Source organism: Rhodanobacter sp. B04, from assembly GCF_002001125.1.
GTDB lineage: Bacteria > Pseudomonadota > Gammaproteobacteria > Xanthomonadales > Rhodanobacteraceae > Rhodanobacter.
On record NZ_MUNV01000011.1, the window covers coordinates 245102 to 265135 of the forward strand.

Below are 20034 nucleotides of genomic sequence, written 5' to 3' on the forward strand. Positions count from 1 at the left end.
TCATTCAGCCAAATCGACCGGTGATGTAGTCCTCGGTCTGCTTCTTGCCTGGTTTGGTGAAGATCTTCTCGGTGCCGTCGAACTCGATCAGCTCGCCCATGTACATGAACGCGGTAAGGTCGGAGACACGGGCCGCCTGCTGCATGTTGTGGGTGACGATGACGATGGTGAACTGGCTTTTCAGTTCTTCCACCAACTGCTCGATGCGGCTGGTGGCGATCGGGTCGAGTGCCGAGGTGGGTTCATCCAGCAACAGCACTTCGGGTTTGAGCGCGATCGCGCGGGCGATGCACAGGCGCTGCTGCTGGCCGCCGGAGAGGCCGAGCGCGTTCTGCTTGAGCTTGTCCTTCACTTCGTCCCACAGCGCGGCACTGCGTAGCGCCTGTTCAACGCGGATCGTCATGTCCGCCTTGGACAATTTCTCGTGGTGGCGGATGCCGTAGGCGACATTCTCGAAGATCGTCATCGGGAACGGCACCGGCTTCTGGAACACCATGCCGACCTTGCCGCGCAGGCGGTTCATCGAATAGCCCGGATCGAGGATGTTCTCGCCGTCCAGGGTGATCTCGCCCTTGGCCTCCAGCTTCGGGTAGATCGCGTAGATGCGGTTGAAGATGCGCAGCAGGGTGGATTTGCCGCAGCCGGAGGGTCCGATGATCGAGGTGACCTTCTTCTCCGGGATGTCCATGTTGATGCCTTTCAGCGCATGGAAACCGTTGTAGTAGAAATGCACGTCGCGCACGGTGAGCTTGGGCGCGACAGCCGCGGCGGCCGCCACCGGCGCCGGATTCGTGGCGAGGGCGGAATCAGTCATGGGACACCTTGGTGCGGGAAAGGACCATACGGGAGGCGAGGCTGAGCAGCAGCACGAACATGGTGACCACGAACGCGCCGGCCCAGGCCAGCGCGTGCATGTCGTCGCCCGGGTCGTTGGCGTACTGATAGATGATCTGCGGCAGGCTGGACATCTTGTCGATCGGATTGACCGCCATGTAGTTGTTGCCGAACGCGGTAAACAGCAGCGGTGCGGTTTCGCCGCTGATCCGCGCCAGCGCCAGCAGCACGCCGGTGATGATGCCCGAGCGCGCCGCGCGGATCAGGATCTGCAGGGTCAGTTTCCACTGCGGCACGCCCAGCGACAGCGCCGCCTCGCGCAGCGTGGATGGCACCAGCCGCAGCATCTCGTCGGTGGTTCGCACGATCACCGGCAGGGCGATCAGCGCCAGCGCGACGCCGCCGGCAAAGCCCGAGAAGGTGGTCGAGCCGTGGGTCAGGGCGGTCGTCGGCAACACGATGATGGTGTAGACGAACAGGCCCATCACGATGGACGGTGCCGACAGCAGGATGTCGTTGAGGAAGCGGATCGACTCGCCCAGCTTGGTGCGATCGGCGTATTCGGCCAGCCAGGTGCCGGCGAGTACGCCGATCGGGGTGGCGATGGCGATGCCGATGAAATTGATGATCAGGCTGCCGACCATCGCGTTGGCGAGGCCGCCATCGGCGCCGTTGGCGGTGATTTTGGTGAACAGCTTCAGATTCAGCGCGCCGATGCCTTGGCGCAGGGTTTCCCACAGGATCCAGGCCAGGAAGGCCAGCCCGATCAGGGTGGCCAGCATGCTCAGCCCCATCGCCACCCAGTTGGTGACACGCCGACGCAGATAGATCGCGCTCATCAGCTACCTTCCTTTTTGGCCAGCTGGCGCAGCATCAGTCGTGCGATCAACAACACGAAGAAGGTGACCACGAACAACAGGAAGGCCAGCGCCATCAGCGAGGACTTCTGCAGGCCGGAGGCTTCGCTGAACTGGTTCGCGATGGTCGAGGCAATCGAGGTGCCCGGATCGAGCAGCGAGGCGGACAACGTCATCGCATTGCCGAGCACGAAGGTGACAGCCATGGTCTCGCCCAGCGCGCGGCCAAGGCCGAGGAAGATGCCGCCGATCACCGCCGAGCGGGTATACGGCAGCACGATGTCCCATGACACTTCCCAGGTGCTGGAGCCCAGCGCATAAGCCGACTCCTTCAGCCGGGTCGGCACGGTCTGGAATACTTCGCGCATCACCGAGGAGATGAACGGGATGATCATGATCGCCAGCACGATGCCGGCAACCAGGATGCTGGCGCCGAACGGATAGCTGCTGCCGAACAGTTTGCCGACGAAGGGCACGTGCTGGGCCACCCACGACAATTTGCCGTCATCGGGCTGGTTGCCGAGGTTGCTGGTCAGCCATGGCTTGATGTGGTTGGCAAAGAACGGGGCGAAGATGAACAGGCCCCACATGCCGTAGATGATCGAGGGGATGCCGGCCAGCAGTTCGATGGCCGAGGCCACCGGCGTGCGCAGCCAGGCGGGCGCCACTTCGGAAAGGTACAAGGCGATGCCGAAACTCACCGGTACCGCGATCAGCAAGGCGATCAGCGAGGTGGCGATGGTGCCGTAGACCGGTACCAGGGCGCCGTAGACATCGTTGCCGGGATCCCATGCGGTGCTGACCAGGAAGTGCCAGCCGAAGGTGGAGAAGGCACTGCGGCCGCCCCACAAGGTGGCACCGGCGGCACCGAGTAGGGCTGCCAGCACCAGCAGGGCGCAGCCTTTGAGCAGCCAGCGGAACAGCCGTTCGTCGCGGGCATCGCGGCGACTGCGCCGCTCCAGGAGGTCGATGGACGATGCGACGGTATCGGTTGCCGGCATGAATATCCCATGTTCCGTTGAACTGAAAACCTTCTCCTCCGCGTGCGGAGGAGAAGGCCTGGTGCCACGTGTGACGGACGATCAGGTTCAGTGCTTGAACTCGGAAGCCCAGTAGGCCTCGATCTTGCTCACCAGGGCATTCGGCAGCGGCACGTAGTCGAGCGCCGCGGCGTCCTGCTGGCCGTGTTCGAGCGAGAACTTGAAGAAGTCGAACGCGACCTTGGTGTTCACCGGGTTCTTCGGCGTCTTGTACATGATCATCCAGGTGGTGGCGGTGATCGGCCATGCCTGGGCGCCCGGTGCATTGGTCATGATCAGGTTGAAGTCCTTGGCGCTGGCCCAGTCCGCGGTGGCGGCGGCGGCGGCGAAGGCATCGGCGCTCGGCTTGATGAAGTTGCCGGCGGCGTTCTTCATGTCGACCCAGGCGATCTTGTTCTTCACGGCGTAGGCGTATTCCACGTAGCCGATCGCACCCGGGATCTGGTTCACGTACTGCGACACGCCCTCATTGCCCTTGCCACCCACGCCGGCCGGCCATTCCACGGCGGTGCCGAATTTCACCTTGCTCGCCCATTCCGGGCTGACCTTGGACAGGTAGTTGGTGAAGTTGAACGAGGTGCCCGAACCGTCCGAACGATGCACGACGGTGATCTTGCCGGCAGGCAGCTTCAGCCCGGCATTCAGCGCGGCGATCTTGGGATCGTTCCAGTTGTTGATCTTGCCCAGGAAGATGTCGGCGAGGGTGGCGCCATCGAGCTTGATCTGGTCGGCCTGCACGCCGGCGATGTGGACCACCGGCACGATGCCGCCGACCACGATCGGGAACTGGCCGAGGCCGAACTGCTGCAGATCCTCGGCCTTCATCGGGGCATCGGACGCACCGAAGTCGATCGTGCCTTCCTTGATCTGCGCAATGCCAGCGCCGGAACCGACCGACTGGTAGTTGAGATGGTTGCCGGTCTTTTCGGCATACGCGGCCGACCACTTGGACATGACCGGATAGACGAAGCTGGAACCGGCGCCGGTGATGTCGGTGGCCTGCGCGGCCATGCCGAAGCTCGATGCCGCGGCAAGCGCTGCGACGGCGGCGAATCGAATCGGGAATTTGCGGGAGGTCAACACGGTAGCTCCTTGGAGGGACGAGAGGATGCGACCCCGCCATTTCAGGCTTTTCGTATTGCCATTGGATGAAATGAATGTTTCAGACAGATGACAACGATGGGTCGGCTGTCACGTCGATCGCATGAAATCGCTCCGCGACCGCTGGCAAATCCCGTCCTGTGGCGGTTTCAGGCCGCATCCAATCCACGCTGCGCCTGTTCGAGCGATTCAAGCCGGCGCCAGCGGTTGACCACGCTGCAGAACAATTCGGCGGTTCGCTCGGCGTCATATACCGCCGAATGTGCCTCGCGGCTGTCGAACGGCAGGCCTGCCGCCAGTACCGCCTTGCTCAATACCGTCTGGCCAAACGCGAGGCCGCCGAAGCTGACGGTGTCGAAGCAGCTGAACGGGTGGAACGGATTGCGCTTGTGGCCGGTGCGGCGCACCGCCTGGTTGAGGAAGCCCAGGTCGAATGCGGCGTTGTGTCCCACCAGGATGGCCCGCTGGCAACCTGCCTCGCGCACCGCCTCGCGCACCACATGAAAGACATGGTCCAGTGCCGACCGTTCGGCCAGTGCGCCGCGCAGCGGATTGTAGGGATCGATGCCGGTGATCTCCAGCGAGCGCGGGTCCAGGTTCGCGCCCGGAAACGGCTCCACGTGCGTCGACACCGCGGGTTGCAGGCGCAGCCAGCCGTCGGCATCCATCGACAGCGGAACGGCTGCAATTTCCAGCAGGGCGTCATGTTCGGCATCGAAACCGCCCGTTTCGACATCGACCACCACGGGAAGAAAGCCGCGGAAGCGCTCGGCCATGCGCATGGTTACAGAGGAAGAGAGATCAGGCATCGAACAAGCATAGCAGCAGCGTCCCGGCGCCCATCCTCAGCCTGCACAAAGACGCGGCGGGGCCAGGGACACGGCAATACGCATCGACCACTTGACTACATATTGTCTGTACGAGGCTGCATGTATTCAAAGCCAGGGGCGCTGTCATTGCGCGGTACGCGCTTGGTGGCGCAAGAGTTTTCGTCGGCGACACGCACTGTTGCACCGTAATCTGATTGTCATTTGCGATTTACGCGAGTGTCACATTCATCACACAAACTTAATACAAGCGCGGTGCAGCTGATCCGTCTCTGGCTCCTGATGGCCATGGGTGAAGTGCCGCAGCACGACATTCTCGTCCCCGATGCGGAGCTTCCAATCATGCGCAACAAAATCGTCGCCGTAGCCATCGCTGCCGTGCTCGGCACACTCAGTGTCAGCGCGCACGCTGATGACAGCACCATCAATACCTTCAGTGACCTTTTCACCCAGGGTCATGTGGATGGCGAGCTTCGCCTGTACGACTTCAACCGCAGCTATGACTACGATGTTCCGGCGAAGCCGAGTGCCCATGCGTTTGGCGGTTCGATCCTGCTCAACGCTCAGACCGCTTCGCTGGATGGCTTCAGCGCCGGCGCGTCGCTGATCAGCGCGAATTCGCTGGGCTCGCTCGCGGACAATCCGAAGCGGGTCGATACCACCTTGATGGGCGCCAGCGATTCGCTGTCGGCGCTGAGCCAGGCTTACCTGCAGTACAAGAACGACTGGGTCACGGCACGTGCCGGTTACCAGTACCTCAATACGCCCTGGATGGGCAACAGCGATGGTCGCCTGCTGCCCAATTCGTATGAAGCCTTGAGCGCCGTGTTCACGCCGGTGAAGGGCTGGAACATCATCGGTATCCGCGAACTCAGCTACAAGAGCCGCACCTCCAGCGATTACTTCAACGACAACAACTACTACGCCAGCGCCTACCAGGGCGACACGCTTTACGGCGGCAACCAGGGCCTGCCGTTGACGGCGAAGCAGACCAGCGGTACCTGGGCCTTGGGCACCACCTACGTCGATGGCGGCCTGAAGGCGCAGGGCTGGTACTACGACTTCCTCGACTTTGCCCGCATGGGCTACGTCGACGGCAGCTATGTGTTCAAGACCGGCACCGGCTTCGACCCGGTCATCGGTTTCCAGGGCTTGACCGAAAGCGGCGGCGGTTCCGACAACGTGCTGGTGGCCAACAAGCTGAAGATCAACGGCGTCGCCGGCACCAAGGTGGACAGCAGCGCCTGGGGCGCCAACCTCGGTGTGGTGATCCCGAACGGCCGCTTCGACCTGTTCTACAACAAGCTCGACCAGCAGTCCGGCGGGGCCATCGGCGACGGTTCGATCATCTCGCCGTTCACCGCCAGCTACGCCACCGACCCGCTGTACACCACCTCGATGATTCGTGGCCTGGTGGAAGCTGGCCCGGGTCACGCCTGGAAGGCCAAGATGACCTACGGCTTCTTCGACAACAGCCTGCAGCTGGTCGGTGCTTACGCCAAGTACACCACGGATCTGAACGGCGACTTCCACGATACCTACTTCGACATCATCTACAACTTCAGCGGCTTCCTCAAAGGCTTCCAGATCCGCGATCGCTGGGAAAAATCCTCGGGCGGCATCAACAACCTGAATCCGGGCAACAAGCCGTTCACCTACAACCGCGTGATGCTGACCTACAAGTTCTGATCGACGATGACACAGCTGTCATGCCGCTGATCGGAAATTGTCACAGCGGCATGGCAAGCTGGAACCATCGAGACTGAACTTATCAAGAGTTATCGCAAGGGAGTTCGACCCAAGGACGGAAAACGGCGGGCACAGCCCGCCGTTTGCTTTTCTGGAATTGGCGCATGCCGTTTTGCAGGCATGACGAGATCGGGCGGATGGAGTGCGTCGGATCCGCCCGGCGTTCAACGCGCCGCGGCCACCGGATCACCCTCCGGCGGCTTTCCCGTGGTTGTGTTGCTCCAGCCGCCACCCAGTGCACGGATCAGGTTCACGCTGGCTTGCAGGCGACGCGTACGCACCTGCTCGGCATTGCGCTTGGCCTGCAGGTAGCTGGTTTGCGCGGTGACCACGTCGAGATAGTTCACCACGCCTTCGCTGTAGCGGTTGGTGGCGATCTGCGCCGCTTCCTTGGCGGCCGCCGCGGCATCGTCCTCGTCGTGCGCTTCGCGGCTGAGGTTGGTCAGCAGCGAGAGGTTGTCTTCCACCTGCTGGAAGGCATTGAGCACGGTGACGCGGTACTGCCCGGCGGCTTCATCGAACGCGGCCCTGGCCTCGCGCTCCTTCGCATGCCGCAGGCCACCATCGAAAATGCTCAGCGCACCGATAGGACCCAGTGCCCACATCCGGTTGCCGGCGGTCAGCAGGCTGCCATTGCCGGTGTTCTGCCAGCCGAACAGGGCCGACAGGCTGAAGCTGGGATAGAACGCGGCGCGGGCGACGCCGATATCGGCATTGGCCGCAAACGTGCGTCGTTCGGCGGCAGCGATATCCGGGCGCCGCTCGAGCAAGGTGGATGGAATGCCCGCTGGAATCGTCGGCAGTCCGATCTGGATATCGGAGGCCGGCAGCGAGAAGCTCGATGCCGGTACGCCGATCAGGGTGGCGATGGCATGTTCGGTGAGCGCACGCTGCGCCGTCACCTCGGCGGCCTGCGCCATGGCGTCCGACAACTGGTTCCTGGCGCGCGATACCGAGAGTCCCGAGGCGATGCCGCCGGCCATGCGGTTTTCGGTCATGGTCAATCCCTTGCGGTAGGCATCCAGCGAGTTGTCGAGGATGTGCGCCTGGATGTCATAGCCGCGCAGCAGGATGTACAGATCGGCGAGTTGCGACTGCAGGCTGAGCCTGGCCGACGCCAGGTCGGCATCGGCGGCCTGCGCCTGCGCCTTGCCTGCGGCGACCTCGTTGCGCACGCGGCCCCAGAAATCGAACTCGTAGTCCGCGGAAAACTGGGCGGTGTTGGCGTCGTACTCGTCAGGTTGCCCATTGCCGCGCAAGGGTCGGTTGTTCGACTGGCGATTATTGGTCGGACTGGCCCCCACGCCCAGATGCGGAAACAGTTGCGAGCCGACTTCACCCTCGTAGGCATGTGCCATGTCATAGCGCGCCAGCGCCACCGACAACGACGGATTGCTGGCGTCGAGACGCCGTTCCAGGCCATCCAGCGTGGTGTCGTTGAAGACCTGCCACCAGTCGCCGCGCGTCTGCGTATCGGCCGGGGCAGCGACGGTCCACAGCCCGCCGGCTTCCTTGTAGCCCGTTGGAATGTCGAGCGCAGGCCGTTGATAGGTCGGGGCCAGCGAGCAGCCAGCCAGCGCGGTCACCACGCAGCCGGCAAGGAAATGGCGGCGAAGCGTTGACCAGCCGAACGAGGGGGTGAGGTTTCCGGTGCGGACAGGCATCAGGTCAACCCCGCTTGGGTTGCGCATGTGGAGCGTCGGTCAGCGCGGTCGTCGTGGCGAGGCGCACCTGGTCGCCCTGCGCCAGCGAATCCGGCGGATGGTCGATGATGCGGTCGCCCGGTTGCAGGCCGTGATCGATTTCCAGCGTGTCACCCAGGTCCATGCCGATATGCACGTCGCGCAGTTGCACGCGGTTGCCTGCGCCCAACACGGCGATTTGCGGGCCGGCGGCACGGAAGATCAGCACCGTCGCCGGCACGGTGATCAGGTGCGTATTCACGGATACCGGCAGATTCACTTCCGCATAGTCACCGGGCAGCAGCGCGCCGTTCGGGTTGGGCGCCTCGAATTGCGCCAGCAGCGAACCCGAGGCCTGATTGACCGAAGCCGACGAGCCGATCAACGTGGCCTTGTAGGTCACACCGGGATGTTCGAGCACGCTCAGGTCGACCGTCATGCCCGGCTTGATCGAGGACGCGTAGCTTTGCGGGATGCGCACGTACAGGCGCATCTTGCTGGTGTCGGCCACGGTGAACAGCGCCGGACTGCTTTCGCTGGTCGCCGAGATCAGGTCGCCGATGTCGGTACTGCGGCTGGTGACGGTGCCGCTGAAGGGCGCGGTGATGTGCTTGAACGATTCCAGCGCCGCCAGCCGGTCCAGGTCCGCCTGGGCGGACAGCACGTTGGCCGCCGCCACCGCGGCCTCGCCGCTCTTTTCATCGGCCTCCTGCTTGGAGACGGAGTTGGAGGTCAGCAGGTGCTGCCAGCGCTGGCTGGTGACCTGGGCCAGGTGCTCGTCCGCTTTGGCGCGCACCAGCACGGCCTTGGCCTGGTCGTATTGCTGGTCCAGCTCGGGCGTGTCGATGACGCCGAGGGTGTCGCCGGCATTCACCGTGCTGCCGATGTCCTTGCTCCAGCTTTTCAGGTAGCCGCTGACGCGCGCGTGGATCGGGGCGCTGATCCATGCCTCGATGTGGCCGGGCAGGGTCATGTGATGCGCATCCGCCGAAGTCAGCGGCACGACCAGTTGCACGGTGGGCAGTTCCTGCGCATCCGTCCAGGTCACCAGCTGGCGATAGTCGTGTGCGCGCACGGCCAGCCCGACCGCCGTGGCCACGACCGCTGCCGCCAGCGTGATCGCGATGGCGAGCCGCAGGCGCGGCGGTTGCTGTGCCGGCTCGTTGGCTTTATGCGACATGGGTATTTTCTCCGAGCAGGGGCGTCATGGATGCGACGCGTTGTTCCTTGCCGTGGACGATGCTGAAGATCACCGGCACGAACAGCAGGGTGGCGAAGGTGGCGAACAGCAGGCCGCCGATCACGGCCACGCCGAGCGGCGAGTTCTGTTCATGACTGAGCGCCATCGGCAGCATGCCGATGATCATCGCCAGCGCGGTCATGCAGACCGGGCGGAAGCGGGTGAAGCCGGCTTCCAATGCAGCCTTGATCGAATCGCCATGTTCGGCCAGCCGCTCGCGACAGAAGCTCACCACCAGGATCGAGTTGGCGGTGGCCACGCCCATGCACATGATCGCGCCGGTCAGCGCCGGCACCGACAGCGTGGTATGGGTGACGAACAGCATCCACACGATGCCGGCCAGCGCGGCAGGCAGCGCGGTGATGATCACGAACGGATCCAGCCACGACTGGAAGTTGACCACGATCAGCAGGTAGATCATCACCACCGCGCCGAGCAGGCCGAACAGCAGGCCGCCGAAGGCCTCGTTCATGGTGCCGACCTGGCCGCGCAAGGTGATCATCGTGCCCTTGGGTCGGGTCGAGGCGAACTCGGCCAGCACCTTGTTCACGTCATGGGCGACTGCACCGAGATCGCGGTCCTGCACCGAAGCGTAGATGTCGAACGAGGGCAGGATGTTGTAGTGCGAGACCACCGCCGCGCTGGGTTCGCGGGTGAAGCTGGCGATGCCGCCCAGCATCTGGCTGCCCTTGTTGCTGGACGAGGTCACCGGCAGCCGCGCCAGGTCGGCCATCGAGTCCATCTTGTATTGCGGGGTGGCCGCGACGATGGCATAAGAGACGCCATTCTTCGGGTTCAGCCAGAACGCGGGTGCCACCTGGCCGCTGCCGGCCAGCGAGGCGACCATGCTGTTGGTGACATCGCGTTCGGTGATGCCCAGGGCGTCGGCGCGGGTGCGATTCACCTGCACGTCGAACTGCGGATAGCTGGTGCTCTGCTGCAGGCGCACGTCGGCAATGCCTGGAACGGCACGCAGGCGCTTCATGATCTGGGTTGCATACGCTTCGTTCTCGGCGCTGTTGCGGCCGGTGATCGACACGTCCAGCGGCGCGGGCGCACCGAAATTCAGGATCTGGCTGGTCATGTCGGCCGGCAGGAAGGCGAACTCGGTGCCGGGGAATGCCTTGGGCAACTGCTCGCGCAACGCCTTCACGTAATCCGCGGTCGGCCCGTGGCCTTCCTTCAATTCGATCTGGATGTCGCCGTCCTGCGGCCCGATGGTACCGGTATTGCTGTAGACCAGGTTGACGCTGCTCAGCGGCAGGCCGATGTTGTCGATCACCGAGTCGAGCTGGTTGGCCGGAATGATCCGGCGGATGGCTGCCTCGATATGATCGAACTCCGCGGCGGTTTCCTCCACCCGGGTGCCCATCGGCGCGCGCACGTGCAGGGCGATCGAGCCGGTATCGACGGCGGGGAAAAAGTCGCGTCCGAGAAACGGCACCAGCGCGAACGAGATCAGCACGAAGCCGAGGAAGCCCAGGATGAAGTTGCGGCGATGGGTCAGCGCCACGCCGAGCATCGCGTAGTAGGCGTCGCGAATCCGGGTGAAGCGGTGCTCGAATTTCAGCTGGAACACAATCGCCTTGCGCACGAGCAGGTTGCGATGGGCATGATGCTGGTCGCCCTCGTGATGGTTGATGTAGCCGTCTTCCGGATGGTCGCCGAGGCCTTTCTCGGTGACGTGCGGCTTCAGCAGATACATCGCCAGGGTCGGCACCAGCGTGCGCGACAGCACGAACGACGAGGCCATCGCGAAGATCACCGCCAGCGCCATCGGCCGGAACAGGAAGCCGGCGATGCCGTCGAGCATGAACATCGGCACGAACACGATGCAGATGCACAGCAGCGAGACGAACGCGGGCGTGACGATCTGCCTGGCGCCGTCCATGATCGCCGTGCGCACGTCCTTGCCCTGTTCGAGGTGCCAGTTGATGTTCTCGATGGTCACCGTCGCATCGTCGACCAGGATGCCCACGGCCAGCGCCAGTCCGCCCAGCGTCATCACGTTGAGGGTCTGGCCGGTGACTGACAACAGGGCGATCGATGACAGGATCGCCAGCGGAATCGACACCGCGATGATGACGGTGGAGCGCCAGCTGCCGAGGAAGATCAGGATCATCACCGAGGTCAGCAGCGCCGCGATGATGCCTTCGCGCGCGACCGAGGCGATTGCCGATCTCACGAACACCGACTGGTCGTTGAGCATCGAGATCTTCAGCGACGGCGGCATCGTCTCTTCGATCAGCGGCATCAGCTTCTTGACGCCGGCGACCACGGCCAGCGTGGATGCGTCGCCGGTCTTCAGGATCGGCATCAGCACCGCGCGCTTGCCGTCCACGCGTACCACGTTGTTCTGCGGCGGCGAGCCGTCGCGCACGTGGGCGACCTGGCCGATGGTGATGGTGGCGCCGTTGACCGTCTTGATCGGCAGGTTGTTCAGCGCGGCGAACGCCTCCGGGCTGTTGTTGAGCTTGACGTTGTATTCGTAGGTGCCGATCTTGGCGGTGCCGACCGGGATGATCTGGTTCTGCGACGCCAGCGCATTGGCGACGTCCTGCGCCGACAGCCCCTTGGCGTCGAGCGCCTGCGGATCGAGATCGAGCGTGATCTGGCGCTGCTTGCCGCCATAGGGCGTGGGGATCGCCACGCCGTCCACCGAGGTCAGCGTGGTGCGCACGTCGTTCTGCGCGATGTCGCGGATCTTCGATTCGGACAGCGCCTTGCTCGACAGGGCCATCTGCAGCACCGGTACGGTCGAGGCGTTGTAGTTGAGGATCAATGGCGGCGTGATGCCGGGCGGCATCTGCTTCACCACCGTCTGCGAGATCGAGGTGACCTGCGCGGTGGCGGTGCGGATGTCGGTGCCGGGCTGGAAGAAGATCTTCACCACGCCGGCGCCGGGCAGCGACTGCGACTCGATGTGCTCGATGTTGTTGACCGAGGTGGTCAGCGTGCGCTCGTAGTAGTAGATGATGCGGCCAGACATCTGGTCCGGCGGCATGCCCTTGTAGGTCCACACCACGCTGATCACCGGGATGCCGATGTTCGGGAAGATGTCCGTCGGCGTGCGCAGGGCCGCGAGCGGTCCCGCGATCAGGATGGCCAGCGCCAGCACGATGAACGTATAAGGCCGTGACAGCGCCAGGCGAATGAGACCAAGCATGGTGAACTTCCTGCAGCTTCGGCGTGACGGGCACAGCCGCACAGCGATGCGCTGGCCGCACTCCGCCGATCGTTGTGGTGATTCAGGGAATGACGGGCGCGGTCAGGATCGACTGCGCGGATTCATTGGCCGTTGATGTTTCATGGTGATGACCGTGGGGCATGCGGCAAGAGATGAGTGCCATCTGACAGATGCATCATCGCAAGCGAGTCTTGTGGGAACCTTTTGCGCGTTCCACCGCCATGGCGGCAGTCATCCGGCATTCGGTTTCGGCGCAGGAAACCGGCGCTCAGGCCGAGGCGGCAAGCATATGTATGCGCACCTGCAGGCCCTGGCCGTAAGGAGAGGCGAGCAGCTCGATGCGGGCGTCGTGCAGTTCCACCGCGCGCTGGACGATGCTCAGTCCAAGGCCATAGCCGCGGGATTCGGTCTCAGCGGCACGATGGAACCGCTCGAAAACGACGTCCCTGCGCTCGGCCGGGATGCCCGGGCCATCGTCGCAGATGCTGATGGTCACCTGGTTGCCGTGCTGCTCGATCGAAACCTCGACCCGGCCCGCCTGCTGGGTGTAGCGCAGGGCGTTCTCGATCAGGTTGCGGAACATCGAGGTCAGTGCGGCCTCGTGCCCCTGGACCCACAATGCGTCCATGTCGTGGTTGAGGCTGAGTGCAATGTCCTTGTCGGCGATCACCGGGGCCAGCTCCTCGATCACTTCGGTGGCAAGGCTGACCAGGTCGAGGCGCACCCGCTGCTGCGAAGCTGCGCCTGCTTCCAGCCGCGCGAGCGCGAGGATCTGTTCGACCCGTCGCGCCAGCCGCGCGAGGCTCTGCTGCGCACTCTGCAGGGTGAACTCGATCTCGCGCGGGTCATCGGCGAGCTGTGCGCTTTCCAGATGGATCATCGTGGCCGTCAGCGGCGTGCGCAGCTCGTGCGCCACATCGCTGGCGAACCGGTGCTCGCGCTCGATGGTGTCTTCCAGCCGGCCCAGCTGCTGGTTCAGGGTGACGACGAGCGGAGTGATCTCGCGCGGCGTGTGTTCGACCGCGATCGGCTGACGGCTTCCGGGGGTGCGCATTCCCAGTTGCTCGGCAAGCAGGGCCAGCGGGCGCAGGCCGCGCTTGACGGCCAGACTTGCCAGCAGCGCGAGCAGTGGCAGGCCGATGAACAACGGCAGGCTGTGTTCCATGACCAGGGCACGGGTGATCTCGCGGCGGTTGTCATAGCGCTCGCCGATGCGTATCACCAGCCCGGCCTGGTTCTGCAGGGTGAACGTGCGCCACGTCTGGTCCTGCAGATCGATATCGCGGAACCCGCGTTCCTCGGCCAAGGGTGCCGCCAATTCTGAAAAATTGGACGTGGCCGCAAGCAGCTTGCCGCGTGCGGTATACGCCTGGAAGCCGACTTCCGGTTCGTAGTTGTGCTTGTGCACGCGCACCAGCACCGCACCGCGCAGCGCCTCGGCCGGCAACGCGGCATCCGGTGAGTCGGTTGCGAGGGAGGCCGGTGCCTGCGCAAGCAATGCACCCACCGTGCGTCCGGCCTGTGCCAGCCGCCCGTCGAGCAACTGGTCCATCTCGCGCAGCTCGCGCTGGTAGCTCAGCACGCCGAGCGGGATCAGCACTCCGATCTGCACGGCAATGATCAGCCAGGTCAGCCGCGTGCGCAGGCTTGCCGTTTTCATTCGGGCCTGCTCATTCGGGCCTGCTCATTTGGCTTCGCGCGGAATCATGTAGCCGATGCCGCGCACGGTGCGGATCGCTTCGGGGCACAGCTTGCGGCGCAGCCAGTGCACCTGCACCTCGATCGCGTTGCGCTCCACCACGGTATCCAGTCCGTAGACCGAGTTTTCCAGCGCCTCGCGGCGCACGATGTGGCCGGCACGTTCCATCAAGGCCTGCAGCAGCGAGAATTCGCGGCGGGTCAGGCTGACCTGGTTGCCGCGGAACTCCACTTCGGCGGTGGCCAGGTTCAGGCGCAGGCCGCCGGCCTCGATCAGGTTGTCGGCCATACCGCGGACCCGGCGGGTGAGTGAACGGATGCGTGCCACCAGTTCACCGACATGGAAGGGTTTGACCAGATAGTCGTCGGCGCCGAGGTCCAGGCCGCGGATGCGGGTTTCCAGCGCATCCCGTGCAGTCATGATCAGGATCGGCGTCTTCACGCCGTCGCGGCGTGCCTCGAGCAGCACGTCCATGCCATCCATGCCCGGCAGGCCGAGATCGAGCAACACCAGGTCCGCTGTGGGGTCGCGCAGCGCGCGCGCAGCCTCCTTGCCATCACGCAACCAGGTCACGGCATAGGACTGCTGCACCAGGGCATGCCTGATCGCCTCGCCCAACTGGTTGTCGTCTTCCACCAGCAGTATGTGCACGTCGGTTACCTGCGAGCCAGGGTCTTCAAGTGAAACCATCCGGGCACATTCTGGACAACCAAGCTTGTCGTTACCTTTAAGTCAGCGGTTGTCCAGGGTCGCCCCGGTCAGCAGGCCGCGCGCCAGCATGCTGCACTGGCGCCGGTACAGCAGCAGCTGCCACTGGCGACCGCCGACCTGTCGCCACAAAACCGCCGAACGCACCGCGGCCAGCAGGTTGCTGCGCACCTTTTCCACCACGCTGGACTGTTGCAGCTGCTGCGGATTGCCGCTGACCATCACCCGTGGCTTCAGCGTGGACAGGGTGGAGGCATACAGCTCGGCCAGCCGGCTGGTGACCTGCGCCGAATCCCGGCCGAAATGCTCGACCTGCCGCTGTGCGGCGAGGATGCCCTGCTGCAGCTTGTCGAGCAGTTCCGGCCGGCCCGACAGGCTGCGCTCCAGCCTCATCACGGTCACCACCATGCGCGTCACCGACATGTTCGGTTCGCTTTCGTCGAGCTGTCCGATCAGGTTGCGCAGGCCGATCCGCACATTGGAGATATTGCCGTAGACGCCGACCACCGATGGGGCGTCGATGCGGAACACGCTGGCAATGCCGGCTTCCATCGCGCCTTCGTCGCAGCGCCCTTCGTTGGCCAGCTGCTGCGCCAGCGCACAGGCCTGGTACAGGCCGGCGAGGGCAAGCACACGCTCTTCATTCATGGAAAAGGTTTCAAGCACGGGATTGCGATTCTCTTGCGGTGAATGAGGCGGCGGGAGCGAACGCCGGCAGCAAGCCGCCGTACGGCGCATCGGTGGCGGCGATCACGGCGCCGCCGAGACAGATGTCGTCATCGTAAAGGACCACGGATTGTCCCGGGGTGACGGCACGCTGCGGTTCATCGAAGCGGACTTCCAATCCGTCCTGCAGCACGCTGACGCTGCAGGCCTGATCGGGCTGGCGATAGCGGGTCTTGGCCGTGCAGCGAAATGCCGCTGCCGGCGCGCTGCCGGCGACCCAGGTCGGCGTTTCCGTGTGCAGCCGCTGCGAGTACAGCCAGCGGTTCTCGCCGCCCTGGGCCACGTACAGCACGTTCGCCGGCACATCCTTGCCGACCACGTACCACGCCTCGCCGCCGGCACCGTGGCGACCGCCGATGCCCAGTCCGTTGCGCTGGCCCAGGGTGTAATACATCACGCCCTGGTGCTCGCCGATCAGTTCGCCGTCGGGCGTGCGCATCTCGCCGGCGCGGGCCGGAATGTACTGGGCGAGGAAGCTGCGGAAATCGCGCTCGCCGATGAAGCAGATGCCGGTGGAATCCTTTTTTGCATGCGTCGGGAGTGCTGCCTCGCGAGCGAGCTCGCGTACGCGCGGCTTCTCGATTTCTCCCAGCGGAAACAAGGTAGCGGCAAGTTGCTGCTGACCCAGCGCATGCAGGAAATAACTCTGGTCTTTTGCCGCATCGACCGCGCGCAGCAGGCGGTAACGACCTTCGTGGCAATCGACGCGGGCGTAGTGACCGGTGGCGATCTTGTCGGCGCCCAGTGCACGGGCTTCGTCCAGGAAGGTCTTGAACTTGATCTCGCGGTTGCACAGCACGTCGGGGTTGGGCGTGCGCCCGGCACGGTACTCGGCGAGGAAATGCTCGAACACGCCGTCCCAGTAGGCCGCGGCGAAGTTGCGGGCGTGGAACGGGATGCCGAGTCGGCCGCACACGGCCACGGCGTCCTTGCGGTCGGCGTCGGCGCTGCACGGGCCGGCACGGTCGTCCTCTTCCCAGTTCTGCATGAACAGGCCTTCGACCGTGTAGCCGGCCTGTTGCAGCAGCAGTGCGGCGACCGAGGAGTCGACGCCGCCGGAGACGCCAAGCATCACCTTCACGTCGGGCCACCTTCCGGCAGCCAGTTCAGCGTGTCCAGCGGCAGTCGCTGGCCGGCCAGCCAGGCGTCGATGCTCAGCAGCACCATCGGGCTGCGCAGGCGATCGCCCAGCGCAGCGATCTCGGCACGGGTAAGCCACAGCGCGCGGCGAATGTCGGTGTCCAGCGGACGATCCGGGTCGTGGCTGAGCGCGCGGGCGGCGAAGCTGAAACGCACCACCGCATCGCCATGCTCGGTGCTGCGCCACTGGTGCACGCCGATCAGGTGCTGCAACTCGACCGTCCAGCCGGTTTCCTCCAGCGTTTCGCGCAAGGCCGCCGTCGCAAGGCTTTCGCCATCATCCAGATGACCGGCCGGCTGGTTGTAGGCGAGCCGGCCGTTCACTGCCTCTTCCACCATCAGATAGCGGTCGCCGTCAGCCACCACGCAGGCGACGGTGACGTGCGGGCGCCAGACCTCGGCGGGGCAGACGGAATCGGACATGGATGCGACCGGGCACTGGAAAAACACACATTGTGCCATTACCTCTGCCGGTGCATCGCTGCGGCCGTGCATCCACGGCGGCGTATACTTCGTACCAGAGCTCGATTACCCAAGAAACCATGGCCCACGAATCCGAACATGAGCACGACAGCGGCCGCGGACTGGCGCTGGAGACCGCCAAGCCTGAAGTGGCACGACCACCGCTGTTTCAGGTGCTGCTGCTGAATGACGACTTCACCCCGATGGATTTCGTGGTCGAGGTGCTGCGCAGTTTCTTCAATCTGGACCAGGAGCAGGCGGTACAGGTGATGCTGCACGTGCATACCCGTGGCCGGGGCGTGTGCGGTGTGTTTACCCGGGAGGTGGCCGAGACCAAGGTGACCCATGTGAACGAGTATTCACGCTCCCATCAGCACCCTTTGTTGTGCACTATGGAAAAGCTCTGAGCGACCCCATTTCGTGCTCATCGCGGCGCTGAAGGCCGCTCAACATTGCAAGCGGAGACGATCCGAATGTTCAGCAAGGATCTGGAAGTCACCATCGGCCATTGCTACAAGCAGGCCCGCGAACAGCGCCATGAGTTCATGACGGTGGAGCACCTGCTGCTGGCGCTGACCGAAAACCAGTCGGCGGTCGGTGCCCTGCGTGCCTGCGGCGTGGATCTGCCGCGGCTGTCGGGCGAACTCGAACGCATCATCGCCGAGACCGTGCCGGTGCTGCCGCACGGCGACGAGCGCGATACGCAGCCCACGCTGGGCTTCCAGCGCGTGCTCCAGCGCGCGGTGTACCACGTGCAGTCCTCGGGACGGAAAGAGGTTACTGGCGCTAACGTGCTGGTGGCGATCTTCGGCGAGAAGGATTCGCACGCGGTGTATTTCATGCACCAGCAGGAAATCACCCGGCTCGACGTGGTCAATTACATCTCGCACGGCATCGCCAAGATCGGCGACGAGCCGGCGGCCGGCGTGTCCGGCGGCAGCGAGCGCGAAGGCGAGGAGGGCGGCGAGCCGAAGGGCAATCCGCTGCACGAGTTCGCCAGCAACCTCAACGAGCTGGCGCTGGAAGGCAAGATCGACCCGCTGATCGGGCGCACCGACGAGATCGAGCGCACCATCCAGGTGCTGTGCCGCCGGCGCAAGAACAACCCGCTGTATGTCGGCGAAGCCGGCGTGGGCAAGACGGCGCTGGCCGAAGGTCTGGCCAAGCGCATCGTCGACGGCGAAGTGCCGGAAGTGCTGGAAAGCGCCACGATCTGGTCGCTGGACCTGGGCGCGCTCGTGGCCGGCACCAAGTACCGCGGCGATTTCGAGAAGCGCCTTAAGGGCGTGATCGCCCAGCTGAAGAAGCAGCCGGGCGCGATCCTGTTCATCGACGAGATCCACACCATCATCGGCGCCGGTTCGGCGTCGGGCGGCACCATGGACGCCAGCAACCTGATCAAGCCGATGCTGGCTTCGGGCGAGCTGCGCTGCATCGGTTCGACCACGTTCCAGGAATACCGCGGCGTGTTCGAGAAGGACCGCGCGCTGGCCCGCCGTTTCCAGAAGATCGACGTGGTCGAGCCGACCGTGGCCGACAGCATCGAGATCCTCAAGGGCCTGCGCTCGCGCTTCGAGGAGCATCACCACGTCGCCTATACCAACGAGGCGCTGAAGGCCGCGGTGGACCTGTCGGTCAAGCACATTCCCGACCGCCTGCTGCCGGACAAGGCGATCGACGTGATCGACGAGGCGGGCGCACGCCAGCGGCTGCTGCCGCTGGATCAGCGCAGCGGCAAGGTCGACGTGAGCGAGGTCGAATACATCATCGCCAAGATGGCGCGCATTCCGGCCAAGCAGGTGTCGGCGTCGGACCGCGACGTGCTGCGCAATCTGGAGCGCAACCTCAAGATGGTGGTGTTCGGCCAGGATCCGGCGATCGAGGCGCTGGCCGCATCGATCAAGATGGCCCGTTCGGGGCTGGCCGATCCGTCCAAGCCGATCGGCTGCTTCCTGCTCGCCGGCCCCACCGGGGTGGGCAAGACCGAGGTGACCAAGCAGCTGGCGATGCAGCTGGGCATCGAGATGATCCGCTTCGACATGTCCGAGTACATGGAAGGCCATTCGGTGTCGCGGCTGGTCGGCGCGCCTCCGGGCTACGTCGGTTTCGACCAGGGCGGCCTGCTGACCGAGGCGGTGACCAAGCATCCGCATGCGGTGCTGCTGCTGGACGAGATCGAGAAGGCGCATCCGGATGTGTTCAACATCCTGCTGCAGGTGATGGACCGTGGCGTGCTGACCGACACCAACGGCCGCGAGGCGAACTTCAAGAACGTGGTGGTGGTGATGACCACCAACGCGGGTGCCGCGATCGCGGCGCGGCGCAGCATGGGCTTCGTCGAGCAGAAGCACGAGTCGGATGCGATGGAAGTGATCCGCCGCATCTTCACGCCGGAGTTCCGCAACCGGCTGGACGCGATCATCCAGTTCAGCGCGCTCGACTTCGAGCACATCCTGCGCGTGGTCGACAAGTTCCTGATCGAGCTGGAAAGCCAGTTGACCGAGAAGCAGGTCAGCCTGGACGTGGATTCCGAAGCCCGCCGCTGGCTGGCCGAGCACGGTTTCGACCCGCAGATGGGCGCACGTCCGATGGCGCGGGTGATCCAGGAGAAGGTGAAGCGCGCGCTGGCCGACGAGCTGCTGTTCGGCAAGCTGGCCGAGGGCGGCAAGGTACGCCTGAGCGTGCGCGACGGCGAGCTGCGGGTCGACTGCGAGGCGATCGAGAAGCTGCCGGCCGTGGTCGAGCCGGGCTGAACCGGTTCGTGAAATGACGGGCAAAGCAA

Annotated in this window: 16 protein-coding genes; 3 read left to right on the plus strand and 13 right to left on the minus strand. The window is 64.5% G+C overall.

Translation table 11 applies throughout. The features are described from left to right. Positions 1-4 precede the first annotated feature (4 nt). The 5 genes from pstB to rnt all read right to left on the minus strand — a co-directional run bounded on the left by pstB (position 5) and on the right by rnt (position 4641). On the minus strand, positions 5-814 hold the full coding sequence (gene pstB, locus B0E46_RS10480) for a phosphate ABC transporter ATP-binding protein PstB (RefSeq protein ID WP_077555721.1): 810 nt from the start codon (positions 812-814) through the stop codon (positions 5-7). Beyond that, positions 807-1673 carry a phosphate ABC transporter permease PstA gene (pstA, locus tag B0E46_RS10485; RefSeq protein ID WP_077555722.1) on the minus strand — a complete coding sequence of 289 codons (867 nt, stop codon included), beginning with the start codon at positions 1671-1673 and terminating at the stop codon, positions 807-809. Before pstA ends, pstB begins: the two co-directional genes overlap by 8 nt. Continuing rightward, positions 1673-2692, minus strand: coding sequence for a phosphate ABC transporter permease subunit PstC (gene pstC / locus B0E46_RS10490; RefSeq protein ID WP_077555723.1), 1020 nt, complete (start codon positions 2690-2692; stop codon positions 1673-1675). The genes pstA and pstC overlap by 1 nt, the downstream gene beginning before the upstream one ends. Before the next feature lie 87 nt (positions 2693-2779). Continuing rightward, positions 2780-3811: a phosphate ABC transporter substrate-binding protein PstS gene (gene pstS, locus B0E46_RS10495; RefSeq protein ID WP_174567075.1), complete on the minus strand. Its 1032-nt coding sequence runs from the start codon at positions 3809-3811 to the stop codon at positions 2780-2782. 170 nt (positions 3812-3981) lie between these two features. Further along, positions 3982-4641, minus strand: a complete 660-nt coding sequence (rnt, locus tag B0E46_RS10500; RefSeq protein ID WP_077555725.1) for a ribonuclease T — start codon at positions 4639-4641, stop codon at positions 3982-3984. Between the two features lie 360 nt (positions 4642-5001). Between rnt and B0E46_RS10505 the strand changes: the two genes are divergently transcribed. Next, positions 5002-6348: a hypothetical protein gene (locus B0E46_RS10505; RefSeq protein ID WP_139350501.1), complete on the plus strand. Its 1347-nt coding sequence runs from the start codon at positions 5002-5004 to the stop codon at positions 6346-6348. A gap of 224 nt (positions 6349-6572) precedes the next feature. On the opposite strand, the gene B0E46_RS10510 is transcribed toward B0E46_RS10505, so the two are convergent. The 8 genes from B0E46_RS10510 to B0E46_RS10545 form a co-directional block, all read right to left on the minus strand. Continuing rightward, positions 6573-8072, minus strand: a complete 1500-nt coding sequence (locus B0E46_RS10510; RefSeq protein WP_077555727.1) for an efflux transporter outer membrane subunit — start codon at positions 8070-8072, stop codon at positions 6573-6575. Between the two features lie 4 nt (positions 8073-8076). After that, complete coding sequence (locus B0E46_RS10515) at positions 8077-9270, minus strand: efflux RND transporter periplasmic adaptor subunit (RefSeq protein ID WP_077555728.1); 1194 nt, start codon at positions 9268-9270, stop codon at positions 8077-8079. Further along, the gene (locus B0E46_RS10520; protein ID WP_077555729.1) at positions 9260-12496 is read right to left on the minus strand and encodes an efflux RND transporter permease subunit; all 3237 of its coding nucleotides are present in this window, start codon (positions 12494-12496) and stop codon (positions 9260-9262) included. Before B0E46_RS10520 ends, B0E46_RS10515 begins: the two co-directional genes overlap by 11 nt. A gap of 289 nt (positions 12497-12785) precedes the next feature. Beyond that, positions 12786-14177, minus strand: a complete 1392-nt coding sequence (locus tag B0E46_RS10525) for an ATP-binding protein (RefSeq protein ID WP_077555730.1) — start codon at positions 14175-14177, stop codon at positions 12786-12788. 24 nt (positions 14178-14201) lie between these two features. Then, positions 14202-14867: a response regulator transcription factor gene (locus tag B0E46_RS10530; protein WP_077555731.1), complete on the minus strand. Its 666-nt coding sequence runs from the start codon at positions 14865-14867 to the stop codon at positions 14202-14204. A gap of 81 nt (positions 14868-14948) precedes the next feature. Further along, positions 14949-15572 (minus strand): high frequency lysogenization protein HflD, encoded by a 624-nt coding sequence (gene hflD, locus B0E46_RS10535; protein WP_077555732.1) that lies wholly within the window; start codon positions 15570-15572, stop codon positions 14949-14951. Positions 15573-15582: 10 nt separating this feature from the next. Further along, positions 15583-16731: a tRNA 2-thiouridine(34) synthase MnmA gene (gene mnmA / locus B0E46_RS10540; protein WP_077555733.1), complete on the minus strand. Its 1149-nt coding sequence runs from the start codon at positions 16729-16731 to the stop codon at positions 15583-15585. Next, positions 16728-17213 (minus strand): NUDIX hydrolase, encoded by a 486-nt coding sequence (locus tag B0E46_RS10545; RefSeq protein WP_077555734.1) that lies wholly within the window; start codon positions 17211-17213, stop codon positions 16728-16730. Before B0E46_RS10545 ends, mnmA begins: the two co-directional genes overlap by 4 nt. 119 nt (positions 17214-17332) lie before the next feature. On the opposite strand from B0E46_RS10545, the gene clpS reads away from it, so the two are divergent. Both clpS and clpA read left to right on the plus strand, forming a co-directional pair. Further along, entirely contained in the window at positions 17333-17659 is a 327-nt protein-coding gene (clpS, locus tag B0E46_RS10550) for an ATP-dependent Clp protease adapter ClpS (RefSeq protein WP_139350502.1), read from the plus strand. Between the two features lie 66 nt (positions 17660-17725). Beyond that, on the plus strand, positions 17726-20005 hold the full coding sequence (clpA, locus tag B0E46_RS10555; RefSeq protein ID WP_077555735.1) for an ATP-dependent Clp protease ATP-binding subunit ClpA: 2280 nt from the start codon (positions 17726-17728) through the stop codon (positions 20003-20005). Positions 20006-20034: the final 29 nt, after the last annotated feature.